9 protein-coding genes are annotated in these 12,830 nt (G+C 36.4%); 4 read left to right on the top strand and 5 right to left on the bottom strand.

The window, feature by feature from the left end:
- Positions 1-17: 17 nt before the first annotated feature.
- Positions 18-509 (bottom strand): hypothetical protein, encoded by a 492-nt coding sequence (locus EG344_RS06580; RefSeq protein ID WP_123908795.1) that lies wholly within the window; start codon positions 507-509, stop codon positions 18-20.
- 20 nt (positions 510-529) lie between these two features.
- Positions 530-1,135 carry a hypothetical protein gene (locus EG344_RS06575; RefSeq protein ID WP_123908794.1) on the bottom strand — a complete coding sequence of 202 codons (606 nt, stop codon included), beginning with the start codon at positions 1,133-1,135 and terminating at the stop codon, positions 530-532.
- 402 nt (positions 1,136-1,537) lie between these two features.
- Here EG344_RS06575 and recR point away from each other — a divergent pair, with 402 nt between their 5' ends.
- Positions 1,538-2,149 carry a recombination mediator RecR gene (gene recR / locus EG344_RS06570; protein ID WP_123908793.1) on the top strand — a complete coding sequence of 204 codons (612 nt, stop codon included), beginning with the start codon at positions 1,538-1,540 and terminating at the stop codon, positions 2,147-2,149.
- Complete coding sequence (locus tag EG344_RS06565) at positions 2,145-2,984, top strand: glycosyltransferase family 2 protein (protein WP_123911773.1); 840 nt, start codon at positions 2,145-2,147, stop codon at positions 2,982-2,984. Before recR ends, EG344_RS06565 begins: the two co-directional genes overlap by 5 nt.
- 229 nt (positions 2,985-3,213) lie before the next feature.
- Here the strand turns inward: EG344_RS06565 and secG are convergent, their stop codons facing one another.
- From secG to EG344_RS06550, 3 genes are all read right to left on the bottom strand, one after another.
- A complete protein-coding gene (gene secG / locus EG344_RS06560; protein WP_123908792.1) occupies positions 3,214-3,570 on the bottom strand; it encodes a preprotein translocase subunit SecG in 357 nt (118 codons plus the stop codon).
- Between the two features lie 270 nt (positions 3,571-3,840).
- Positions 3,841-5,871, bottom strand: a complete 2,031-nt coding sequence (locus EG344_RS06555; protein ID WP_123908791.1) for a M16 family metallopeptidase — start codon at positions 5,869-5,871, stop codon at positions 3,841-3,843.
- A 7-nt stretch (positions 5,872-5,878) separates the two neighbouring features.
- Positions 5,879-7,192, bottom strand: coding sequence for a M16 family metallopeptidase (locus EG344_RS06550; RefSeq protein WP_123908790.1), 1,314 nt, complete (start codon positions 7,190-7,192; stop codon positions 5,879-5,881).
- A gap of 252 nt (positions 7,193-7,444) precedes the next feature.
- Here EG344_RS06550 and EG344_RS06545 point away from each other — a divergent pair, with 252 nt between their 5' ends.
- Both EG344_RS06545 and EG344_RS06540 read left to right on the top strand, forming a co-directional pair.
- The gene (locus tag EG344_RS06545) at positions 7,445-9,778 is read left to right on the top strand and encodes an ATP-dependent helicase (RefSeq protein WP_123908789.1); all 2,334 of its coding nucleotides are present in this window, start codon (positions 7,445-7,447) and stop codon (positions 9,776-9,778) included.
- Positions 9,779-10,005: 227 nt separating this feature from the next.
- Positions 10,006-12,777, top strand: a complete 2,772-nt coding sequence (locus EG344_RS06540; protein WP_123908788.1) for a TonB-dependent receptor plug domain-containing protein — start codon at positions 10,006-10,008, stop codon at positions 12,775-12,777.
- The last annotated feature ends 53 nt before the right edge of the window (positions 12,778-12,830 follow it).

Below are 12,830 nucleotides of genomic sequence, written 5' to 3'. Positions count from 1 at the left end.
TTATTCGTTTTTAATTGTTAACATCCACATTCTCCGTAGATGGGTGTTGTAATAACGCTGCCATCCGGTTTTTCAATCGTAAGGGTACCTTCGAAGAGTAAGGCTTCTTCACCTTTGATCTTTTTGCCTTTTACGGAGATTTTGTAATCATTATTTTCAATTTCTTTGGTCAGCTCTTCATCTACTTCCATATCACTTGAAGAGATAAGGTTCATAGAGAGTCTTTTACCATCCAGTTTCATGTAAGCTGTTTTTCCTGCATCGTCTGCATAGATGTATTTTTCAGCTTCAAAATCAGACTTATTTCTTGCAAAATAGCATGAACATTCTTTGATTTCCTCAGGAAATGAAATGGTTTCAATCTGGATTTTTCCAGAAGGAATACTTGCTGTAGCAGAATCCTTAGCAATATTTGAAGAATCGGCTGCAACATTTGCAGAAACTGTTTCTTTGTCCTTTTTACAGGCTACTAAAAGAAATGCAGAAAATAAAATGATTAGATATTTCATGTGTTTATGGTTTTGAAATGTTAGCCTCTTGCTCTTTCAAGAAGGGTCATCATTAATAATGAAAGGATTACTAAACTTTCTTCCTCATCATCAATGTCAATCAATCTGTCTAATTGGAATCTTCTTCCAAAGAATGAAGGCATTTTTTTAAGTTTGAAGTATGCTTTTCCGTCAATACCGGTAACCGTATAAGATGGGTTAAGGAAGTATCCTGTAAACATTCCGATGATAGGAAGCTCACCTACAAAACTGTCCCAGAATCTTACCCATGCACTGTCTTCCTGTACTTTGAACTTAGGCTGGTCTTTAGGATCAAGGATATCATAGCTGGCTTTCCAGATAGAACGCATTCCTTTTCTTGCCAGTCTACCGTAGCTTTTGTTATCTACAATATCATTTAAAGAATAAGAAGCATTGAAATCAATCCATTGATTGGCTCTGATTCTGAAAAGTTCTTTTGATTTGCTTTCGTCATTGAAAACGATAACGTCTTCTTTCAGTTTGAACATTTTTTGACGTACGTAAGCTACGTAGTTCCCATTTTTGTCAGTAATGTTGAAGTCACTGGCTAGTGTCGAAATTTTAAACTTGAAATCCAGTGGATAATTTAGGTTGTTAAGTACCATGTGTTAGTTAATTTTTTTCATATTTAATTTAAGCCGCAAATATAACGGTTTTTTTAGAGTTATGGGAAATAAGGATAGAATAGGTATTTAAAATATCAGAATGGGACATTAGGGAGGTGAAAGTTGTAGAGATGAGGTTTGGAAATGATGGATAATACACGGTGGGCTGTGAAAATGAGAAAAAATTATCCTGAACTTTATAGGGCAAAAGTTAATTAATCGGTAATCCTAAATATTAAGCTTTAAACATGAAAAGTGAATTTTTGTTTCGCAATTGAATAATCACTCAAGATAGGAATTAAAAAGCGTGCCGGATTGAAGGTTGACCATTCCCTTTTAATACCTCAAAAACTCCTCTACAGGATAGATCATTTTCTTCAAATAATCCTTATTTTTGTACCTATGGATTACCCAAGTAAAGTGTTGGCAAAGGCGGTTGATGAAATTTCAGGGTTACCTGGGATTGGAAAGAAAACGGCTTTGAGATTAGCATTACATTTATTAAAGCAACCCAGTTCCAGAGCAGTGAGCCTTGGAAATTCCCTGATTAATCTTGTCAACGAGATAAAATACTGTAAAGAGTGTCATAATTTTTCTGATTTTGACATCTGTGAGATTTGCAGTAATGAGAAAAGAAGCGGTGAGTTGATTTGTATTGTTGAAGATGTTCGGGACGTAATTGCCATTGAAAATACAGGGAAGTACGGTGGGAAATATCTGATTTTGGGTGGGAAAATCTCTCCGATGGAAGGCGTAGGGCCAAGCCAGCTGAATATTCCAAGTATTGAAAGAAAACTGAATGAAGGGAAGGTAAAGGAGTTTATCTTTGCGCTGAGTGCTACGATGGAAGGAGATACCACAGCCTATTATATTTATAAAAAGTTTAAAAACTTTAATGTGAATTTTTCAAGTATTGCAAGGGGAATTTCAGTAGGAGATGAACTGGAATATGCTGATGAAATTTCACTCGGAAGATCTATTATCAACAGATTACCATACAACGAAAAGGATTAATATGAAGCTGTCTATCATTATTGTTAATTACAATGTTACCCAATTACTCAGAAATTGCCTTTGGTCTATTCAGAAATATGTAAAAGAGGTGGAATATGAGGTAATTGTAATCGATAATGCTTCTACAGACAGTTCATGGCGGGATCTCATCTCAGAATTTCCCGAAGTACAGTTTATTGCTTCGGAAATGAATGGTGGTTTTTCAAAAGCTAATAATCAGGCTATACATTATGCAAAAGGAGAATATATACTGCTTTTAAATCCCGATACGGAATTCGAAGGTTTTTATATGAAGAATCTTTTAGACTTTTCTGATAGCCAACCGAATTTTGGGTGCCTTGGAATACGGATGCATGATGCAGAAGGAAATTTTCTGCCGGAAAGCAAACGTTCGGTTCCGGATATGTTTAATTCCTTTGAAAAACTGTTTACCAATTTTAAAAAAAATAATTCCAAATCTTACTACAGGAATGACTTAGAAGAGGATGCTGTGGCTGAAATAGAAGTGATGACGGGTGCATTTTTATTGGTGAAAAAAGAGGTGTATGAAAAGATAGGAGGATTGGATGAAGCCTATTTTATGTATGGGGAAGATATTGATCTTTGCTATACTTTAATAAGAAACGGATATAAAAACTATTATTATGGTCAGGCTTCTCTTCTTCATCACAAAGGAGAAAGTACAATAAAGAATGATATTTATTTGCAGCGCTTTTATGGTGCTATGCAGATCTTTATTGATAAATATTATAAAGAATCAAAACCAATGCAGTATTCTTTCTTAAAAGCAGGTCTAAAGCTTCGTTACCAGATTGAGAAGATTAAGCTGAAGTAATTTTAGGTTGGAAGGAAGCTGGAAGAGAGAATCTGGAGGTTATTGATGAATGATATACATTTATTTGTGTTATTCTAGGATGTAATGGAATATATGAGCTTCTTCCTTCGTCAGAATGACAATGGATATACACTGAGACAATCACCCAAGACTAAATATTGAAAATACAGGATAATAAAAAAGCAACTCAATCTGAGTTGCTTTTATTATATGTAGAAAAATTATCTTCTTATTTAGCCGGTGCAACTGGTGCTGGAGCCGGAGTAGTAGTTGTAGAAGAAGCAGGAGCAGATTGTTTTGCCGGAGCTTCTTTTTTAACTGGTTGCTGTTGAGCTGGAGCCACTTGTGACGGTTTACCAGTAACAACAACGCTTATAAGGATAAGAACGATGATAGTTCCGCCTAGAGTCCATGTTGCTTTTTCCATGAAATCATTGGTTCTCTGTACTCCAAACTGAGCAGAAGATGCCCCTCCGAACGTACTGGAAAGACCTCCACCTTTTGGGTTTTGAGCCATAACAACAATCACTAATAAAATACTAGCAATCATAATAAGAACCATCAATAGTGTAAATATAGTATCCATTAATTCTGATATCTTTTTGAATGGGCAAATTTAATCTTTTTTTACTGAATGACAAAAAAAGATATCGGTAAATATGGCACAACAACAAAAAAATTAGAAATCAAACAATGATTGGATGCTTAGAGGGAAACAAATGTGAAGATAAGAATAACCGCGTTCAAATGTATACGTTGTTGTTAATTTTTCTCACAAGTTGAATGTCCGGTAAAATCAACAATAAAAAAAGGCTATCCCAACATTGAGATAACCTTTTCTATCATTGTTTGTTTATTATTTAAAGTCAGAATCCTTAGCCTGGTTAAGCTGGTAAGACTGTACAGCCAGGTTGATCTCCATTCCACCCATATTCTGGATAATAGTGAACGGAAGTTTCACGCCTGATACGTCTCTATAGTCAGCGAAGTTTGTTGGCATAGAACCTCCTTCTCCAACTTTTATCTCACCCGTTTTTAAACCGGTTTTTACACTGTAATAATAGGTTTGCTTCGGTCCTTTTACCACATAAGAATCTTCATTGTTATACTTTTCGATTCCTGCTAATTTCAATTCTGTTGATTTAGCAAAAGTAAGTTCCGGGAAAAGTTCCGGTTCTGTCATAGAAGCTTTTTGTTTATCATTCAAAGGAATTTTTTGTCCCTGTGCTTCAGCATATCCCTCTTTACCATCAAAAACGATTTTCTGAAGGGTATTGCCCATCATTTTCATTTCCATCATCATTTTTCCACCTTTCCCTTGGATCAGCTTCATGTTCATATCCATTCCCTGAACTTTAGTTGTTGCATCGGCAGTAATGGAAGTTACTTTTTGAACAGTTGCTAAGCCTCCAATTGCATTGATGTATTTATCCGCTACAGATCCAATGGTTACACTAGCATCAACTTTCTGTGCTGATGGTTTTGTTACCGGATTGGCTTCTTTATCAAAATATTTTACAGGATAGCCTAGTTTTTCAAGCCCTTCAGCAATATCAGAAGCTTTCCCTGCAATGAAAATTCTGCTTTGATTCGGAAGAATAGTTGCTTTTACAGCATTAGAGACATCCGCTGCGGTAACCTTGTCAATAGATTTTAAATAATTAGTATAAAAATCTGAAGGAAGGTCCTGTACTTTTTGGTTTAAAGCAAATTTGGCAATGGTTTCAGGTTTTTCCAAAGACATAATGAAAGAACCTTTCAGTTTAGCTTTAGCATTTTCTAATTCTTCTGGCTTAACCGTAGAAATGGCGTTAAGTTCATTCATCATTTCTTTCACGGCCTTATCTGTAACATCATTTCTTACGCTGGTTTCCGCTGAAAAATCAGGAGAATACTTGCTTGCATTCATACTTGAATAGGCCCCGTAAGTAAATCCGTTCTTTTCTCTAAGATTCATGAAAAGCCTTGCTTCGCCACCGCCACCGAGAATATAATTGGCCATCGTAGCAGGGAAGTAATTAGGGTCTTTCATCTTAAGATTGTTCAGGTTGCTTACAGATAATACAGATTGTACAGCAGAAGGTACATCAACCACATTGATCTCTGTTTTGGCAACATTCGAAGCGGGTTCTAAAGCTGCAAATTTTGTATTTGATTTTTTCCAGTTTCCAAAAGCTTTCTCAACCAGAGGTTTGATCTGGTCAAATTTTACATCTCCTACAATGACTAAGTAAGCATTATCCGGAGCGTAGTATTTATTGTAAATATTCTGAATGTCCGCCAGTTGAATTTTATTGATAGATTCAATAGTTTCAAATTCTCCTCTTGATGTATTCTTTCCATACATCAAAGCATTGGATACTTTTTCAGCAATAGAGGAAGCATTTTTTTCATCAGCTTTTAATCCTTCAACAATTCTTTCTTTTGCATTTTGAACTTCTTCAGCAGAGAATTTTGGATTTACGATGGCATCAGCCATGAGTCCCAACACTTCTGGGAAATATTTTGAAAGAGAGTTTGAAGCAGCTCCGTTAGAAGAGAAGTTGATATTAGCTCCCAGAAAGTCTACTTTTTTATTAAACTCATCCTTGCTAAGATGAGTTGTTCCATTATCAAGTTGCTCTGCCATAAGCATGCTTACTCCTGTTATGTTTCCTTCATAATAAGGAGGTCTGTCCATAGAGAGCGTAGTATTTACTCTTGGCAGTTTATTGTTTTCAACAACCATTACGGTTAATCCGTTGCTGAGCTGAAATGTTTTTGGTTTGGCAATGTTGATTGCAGGAGTAGGTCCCGGTTTTGGCATTGCATTAAGGTCAATTTTTTGGGCAGAAAGCATTCCTGCAAATAAAAATGCCGCTGCTATATAAGTGAATTGCTTTTTCATGGGTAAATTATTTTTTCTCAGGAACGTAATTGATGATGATTCTTTGGTTGGAATTCAGATATTTTTTAGCTGCATTCTGGATATCCTGTTTCGTGATAGATCTGTAGATATCAATTTCCTTATTAATAAGGTTAGTATTTCCCATTAATACATGGTTTGTTGCTAAAGATGCCGCGATTCCCTGAATGCTTGAATTCTGATTCACAAATTGATTTTCAAACTGATTCTGAATTTTTTGATAATCCTCATCAGAAATTAAAGTAGTCTGAAGTTTTTTAATCTCCGCATCAATATCAGTCTGTAAAGTCTGCTTAGAAGTTTGTCCCATTGGAATGGCAAAGAAGGCAAAAATACTGTAATCTTCAAGCCCTTGATTAAAAGCAGCTACCTGAAGTGCTTTTTTCTCCTGGTCAACTAATTTTTTGTATAAAACAGAAGATTTTCCATTGCTTAAATAAGAAGAAAGCATGTCTAAAACATAAGCATCTTTTTCTTTATTAGCTGGTGTTCTGTAAGCAAAAACATAAGCCGGAAGCTGAATATTCGGATCAGTAGCAGTCACTTCTTTTTCCTGAGTAATTGGAGCATCTTTAGGGAAATCTTTTGGAGTAACTGTCCCTTTTGGAATAGCGCCGTAATATTCTTCAATCCATTTTTTAGTCTGTTCAGGTTTAATGTCTCCTGCAACCACTAAAGTAGCATTGTTTGGTATATAGAATTTCTTATAAAAAGCCTGGAACTCTTCAAGTTTTGCCGCGTTAAGATCTTCCATGGAGCCAATGGTTGGCCAATTGTATGGGTGATTGGTAAAAAGATTCTTCTGAATTGTGGAGAAAAGGTTTCCATAAGGCTGGTTATCCATTCTTAATCTTTTTTCCTCTTTTACTACTTCTCTTTGGGTATCTACTCCAATCTGATTGATAACAGCGTGACGCATTCTTTCAGCTTCCATCCAAAGCCCAAGCTGCTCGTTATTGGAAGGGAAAGTTTCATAGTAATAGGTTCTGTCGTTGGTGGTATTGGCGTTGTTCTGGCCTCCGTTTGAGGAAACGATCTTAAACCAATCTCCTCTTTTAATGTTTGGAGTTCCTTCGAATAAAAGGTGTTCAAAGAAGTGGGCAAAACCAGTTCTTCCTTTTACTTCATCTTTAGCTCCTACATGATACATCACACCTGTAGTGACTACCGGAGCTGAATTATCCTGGTGAAGAATTACATGAAGACCATTGGGAAGGTCATACTCTTCGAATTTGATTTGCTGTGCATTCAGCATGAGCCCGAAGAAAGCTACGGCAGCAGCAGAAAGAAGTCGCTTTTTCATAAAGTTAGAAATTGTTTATCAATGAGTAGGAAAAGTGAATTAAATGTTACAGAAATTTTGAAAGCTGATAAGTCAATAGTGGATAGCCAATTCGATGCGCTTGTCAATTTTTTGTGACTGCAATTATTCACGATTCACCTGCGAAGCAGAATTCACGATTCACTTGTAAAGCAAAATCGACTATTGACATTTCATAATTTGAATTCTCCTCTGAATATCTTAATTTTGTCATTCCAAAAATTTTTTTGCTGTATGGATTATCTGAAAGGACTCAATGAATCACAATATGAAGCCGTTACCTCTTTACAAGGACCTTTGATGGTGCTTGCAGGGGCAGGTTCTGGTAAAACACGTGTGCTTACGATGCGTATTGCTCACCTTATCTCTAACGGAATAGATCCTTTCAACATCCTTGCCCTTACCTTTACGAATAAAGCGGCCCGTGAAATGAAAGAACGTATCGCAAAGGTAGTAGGAGACAGCAATGCAAGAAGTCTTTGGATGGGAACTTTTCACTCCGTTTTTGCCAGAATTTTACGGATTGAAGGGCATAATCTTGGGTATCCTTCCAATTTTACCATTTACGATCAGCAGGACGCATTGAATGTGATTAAAAAAGTATTGAAGGATATGAATATCGATGCTGATCTTTATAAACCCAAAAAAGTTCAGGCGAGAATTTCTACTTACAAAAACAACCTGATTACAGTAAAAGCTTATTTCAACAATCCGGAACTGATGGAAGCTGATGAAAAAGCAAATATGAAATTCATTGGACAAATCTATCAAAAGTATGTAGAAGCATGTTTTAGAAACGGATCTATGGATTTTGATGATCTGTTATTGAAAACCAATGAGTTATTGACCCGTTTTCCGGAGGTATTAGCCAAATATCAGGATAGATTCAGATATATCATGGTAGATGAGTACCAGGATACCAACCATTCCCAGTATCTTATTGTAAAAGCACTGGCTTCTAAATTTGAAAATATCTGTGTGGTAGGGGATGATGCCCAATCTATTTACTCTTTCCGTGGAGCTAATATTTATAATATCCTGAATTTTAAAAAGGATTACCCGGATGCCATCACTGTATCTTTGGAACAAAACTACCGTTCCACACAAAACATTGTAAATGCAGCGAATGTTGTTATTGCTAAAAACTTACAGCAGTTTAAGAAAAATGTTTTCAGTGATAACGAAGAAGGAGATAAAATAAAAATATACCGTTCCCTTTCTGATGCTGATGAAGCGAACTTTGTAGCCGGAAATATCTGGGAACTGCGAAACCGTGACCAGAGAAAGTATAGCGACTTTGCTATTTTATACAGAACCAATTCTCAGACCAGAGCATTTGAAGATGCGCTGAGACGTAAAAATATTCCATACAAGGTGTATGGAGGACTTTCATTCTACCAAAGGAAAGAAGTTAAAGATTTAATCGGTTATCTGCGTCTTTTAATCAATGAAAATGATTCGGAGGCATTAATGAGAATCATTAACTATCCGGCCAGAGGAATTGGAGAAACTACACAGAACAAATTAATTGTTTTTGCAGATGCTCAGAATCTTTCTGTTTCAAAAGTGTTGGATAACCTGCCCATGTATGCTCCTCAATTAGGACTTAATAATGGTGTTTTAAACAAGCTGAATGATTTCTGGTCAATGATTAAAGCATTCCAGGTATTGTTGAAAACCGAAACTGCCTACAGTGTAGCTATGGAAGTGGCTAAACGAAGTGGGTTGATTAAGTTTTTAAAAGATGACCAAACCCCTGAAGGAATATCAAGAGTAGAAAACGTTCAGGAATTGATGAACTCAATGCAAGGGTTTATTGAAGAACAAATACAGCTGGAAGACGGAGATCCGAGTCTTTCCAATTTCCTTGAGAATATTGCCCTTTCTGCAGATACTCAGGATAAGGAATCAGAAGATGATATGGTATCATTAATGACCATTCACCTTTCCAAAGGTTTAGAGTTCCCTGTTGTACACTTGGTGGGTCTTGAAGAGAACCTTTTCCCAAGTTTCATGAGTTCAGCCACCCGAGAAGATCTTGAAGAGGAAAGAAGATTGTTCTATGTAGCATTAACCAGAGCTGAAAAACAAGTATTCTTCTCTTATGCAATTTCCCGCTTCCAATGGGGGAAAATTACAGATGCAGAACCATCAAGATTCTTAAGTGAAATTGATGATGAGTATATAGAATTCCTTAATCCGGCTATGGAAAAAAGGTTTATCAATAATTCTGGAGTAAAATCCAATATTTTTGATGAACATCCATCTGAATTAAAATCTTTCAAAAAGGTAGAGAAAAAGACACTTAATAGAAGTGAAGATAATTCAAAACCTGCTCAGGAAGTAAGAAAATTGAAACCGGTAAGCACTGCCAAAATCATCAATCCAAGTGGAGCTTCCTCTCAGGATATTGAAGTGGGAGATAAAGTGAGACACGATCGTTTCGGCGTTGGGGAAGTTACTTTCCTGGATGGGACAGATCCTCAGAATATCAAAGCAAAAGTTGTATTCATGCATGAAGGAGAGAAGAACCTGATTCTGAAATATGCTAAACTTATTAAGATTTAATGCTTTAAAATAGCCTTTAAATACGATAAACGGATTCATTTTTGAGTCCGTTTTTTTATTAAATACCTTTACCTTATTGGAAAAAGTAGTAATTTTAAATAAGGGATAGAAAGAAACGATTATCATTTTTTACAAAAACAAAGTCTATTGATTTTGTAGACTAATAAATATACTTTACATTTGCACCTGCAAAAAACATAAATGTTTAATCAAATTGATGAGATGATATGAGAAATAAAAAAACTATTCTTTCCGCTTCTGTTCTATTCTTTTTAGGAGTTTTTACCTATGGACAGGAGAAAGACAGCATTAAAACAAAAAAAGACAGTGTCACAACCAATAAAGTAGAAGAAGTTGTTATCCTTGGATCCAGAGCCGGAGCCAGATCAAAAGCAGACAGTCCGGTACCTGTAGATGTATTCAACCTTAAGGAAGCTTCAGTTGTACTTCCCCAGTCAAGTATCGGGCAAATTCTAAATGCCATTGCACCCTCTTTTACCTCTACTGTTCAAACCAATTCGGATGGAACAGATCATTTGGATCCTGCCCAGTTGAGAGGATTGGGACCGGATCAGGTATTGGTATTGGTCAACGGAAAAAGAAGACACACTTCTGCACTGGTTAATGTAAACGGAACACCGGGAAGAGGAACTGTAGGAACTGACTTAAATGCTATTCCTTCTTTTGCTTTAAACAGAATAGAAGTCTTAAGAGATGGAGCTGCCGCGCAATATGGTTCTGATGCAATTGCCGGAGTGATGAACCTTGAATTAAAAAGAGATACCGGAAAACTAACCGGTCAGATCAGCTATGGTGGAAACTTAACGCCTGCAGCGAACGATCATACCGGGAATTTTGACGGACAGAATATTCAGCTTGACCTGAATTATGGAAATAAAATAGGAACCAAAGGTGGTTTTTTCAATATTACCTGGTCTTCACAGTTTAGAAACCCTACGTACAGGGCAGGAACAGAAAATGCTCCTATTTATAATGCTTATAATGCTATTGAGCAACGTGCCCTGAAAAATGGAGTCAATCTTTCTTCTCTTTTTACTGATATTGGAAATACTCCAAATTCTCAGCAAATTGTAAACTATATTCACCAATATGCACCAGAAGTAAGTTATTTTTCTCAGGATTTACAAACTGCTATACAGGGAGCTAATTCTATTTCCGCTTTACAGAAAGTTTTGTCGGATCCTACCAGGTTTACTACCAATTATTTGAATTATATCACCGATCAGGAACTTGCTTACAGAGGGCAGACGAGAAAAGATTTCAACATGCAGGTAGGGCAGTCTAAACTTAATAATCACCAGCTTTTTATCAATGCTGAGGTACCTGTAAGTGATAACTGGAAGGTGTATACTTTTGGAGGATACAGTTTAAGACATGGAGTTTCTGGAGGATTTTACAGAAGACCGAGGGAAAGCAGAACCTTTACAGGCTTATATCCTAGCGGTTACCTGCCACAGATAGGAACCGATATTCAGGATATTTCATTAGCAGCAGGAATTAAAGGAAAATGGGAAGGATGGAATATTGATTTCAGCAATACCTTTGGACAAAACTCCTTTACCTACAATATCAGAAATACCGGAAACACTTCTTTAAGGTTTGCTTCTCCTAATGAGTTTGATGCAGGAGGATTAAGGTTTACCCAAAATACCATCAATTTAGATTTCTCTAAAAAATATGATGTTCTGGAGGGATTGAATGTAGCATTTGGAGGAGAGCACCGTTTTGAGAATTTTAAAATGACTGCTGGTGAAGAAGCATCATATACTACCTATGATGTTTTAGGAAATCCATGGAATAATACTACATCAAGGCCTACAGACTTTTTTGGAGCTTCTTTGCCAGGAGGTTCACAGGTATTCAGTGGTTTCAAACCTGAAAATGCGGTGAATAAGAATAGACAGTCGTTGGCAGCGTATGCAGATGTAGAGTTAAACTTTACCAGCTGGCTTTTAGTGGATGCAGCAGCGAGATATGAGAATTATTCGGATTTTGGATCTACATTTAATTATAAATTAGCTTCAAGAATCAAAGTAGCTCCTAATTTTAATGTGAGATTTGCAGGGTCTACAGGATTCAGGGCTCCATCTATACACCAGATTTACTATAATGTAACTTCTACCTTATTTACAGGAGGACAGCTTCTGGAAGTGGGAACATACAGTAATGATTCCCGATTGGCAGGACAGTTGAATATCCCAAAACTTAAACAGGAAACCTCAAAGTCAGCGAGTGTAGGATTTACGTATAAAATTCCATCAGTGAATTTGACATTCACAGCGGACGGTTATTTTACTAAGATTGATAACAGAATTATTCTTACCGATCAGTTTTTAAGAAAAGATGTACCTACCGATGCTCAAATAGAATTTGATAAATTAAATGTAAATGCAGCTCAGTTTTTCACCAATGCCATCGATACGGAAACAAAAGGGTTGGATATTGTTATTTCCCATAACGCAAGATTTTCAGGCGTAAAACTGGATAATAATTTTGCGATCAACTTGAACCAGACTAAGCAGGTGGGTGAAATTCATTCAGCAGGGCTGTTGAAATCTCCGGCTCTTGAAAAGGTCTATTTCTCTGAAAAATCAAGAATCTATCTGGAAGAGGCCGTACCAAGAGTAAAAGCAAGCCTTTCTCACACATTAACATGGAAAGGAGCAAGTTTCTATCTTAGAAATACTTATTTCGGAAAAGTAACCGGTGCCGATGTTCTTGATGCTAACGGAGATGGAATTATAGGATTTAATGAGCATCAAACAATAGGAGATAAGATTATCACCGATATTTCTGCAGCGTATCAGTTTACCAAAAATATCGGGTTGACGGTAGGTGTTAATAACCTGTTTGATATTTATCCTACTAAAAATTTACCGGCTTCAAGTAATAACGATCAGTTTATTTATTCGCGCTCCACTTCACAGTTTGGGCAGAACGGACGGTATGTTTTCACAAGACTTAATTTCAATTTTTAATCAAATTTTATATCTATAAAAAAACGGAATCAAAAGTTGGTTCCGTTTTTTGT

This window comes from Chryseobacterium sp. G0162 (assembly GCF_003815715.1).
Classification (GTDB): domain Bacteria; phylum Bacteroidota; class Bacteroidia; order Flavobacteriales; family Weeksellaceae; genus Chryseobacterium.
This window is presented reverse-complemented; position numbering and strand designations above follow the sequence as displayed.

Excerpts from the sequence above, each read along its gene's own strand:
- EG344_RS06545 (WP_123908789.1), top strand. The coding sequence starts at position 7,445 with ATGGATTATCTGAAAGGACTCAATGAATCACAATATGAAGCCGTTACC.
- EG344_RS06550 (WP_123908790.1), bottom strand. The coding sequence starts at position 7,192 with ATGAAAAAGCGACTTCTTTCTGCTGCTGCCGTAGCTTTCTTCGGGCTC.
- EG344_RS06555 (WP_123908791.1), bottom strand. The coding sequence starts at position 5,871 with ATGAAAAAGCAATTCACTTATATAGCAGCGGCATTTTTATTTGCAGGA.
- EG344_RS06540 (WP_123908788.1), top strand. The coding sequence starts at position 10,006 with ATGAGAAATAAAAAAACTATTCTTTCCGCTTCTGTTCTATTCTTTTTA.
- EG344_RS06575 (WP_123908794.1), bottom strand. The coding sequence starts at position 1,135 with ATGGTACTTAACAACCTAAATTATCCACTGGATTTCAAGTTTAAAATT.
- secG (WP_123908792.1), bottom strand. The coding sequence starts at position 3,570 with ATGGATACTATATTTACACTATTGATGGTTCTTATTATGATTGCTAGT.
- EG344_RS06580 (WP_123908795.1), bottom strand. The coding sequence starts at position 509 with ATGAAATATCTAATCATTTTATTTTCTGCATTTCTTTTAGTAGCCTGT.
- recR (WP_123908793.1), top strand. The coding sequence starts at position 1,538 with ATGGATTACCCAAGTAAAGTGTTGGCAAAGGCGGTTGATGAAATTTCA.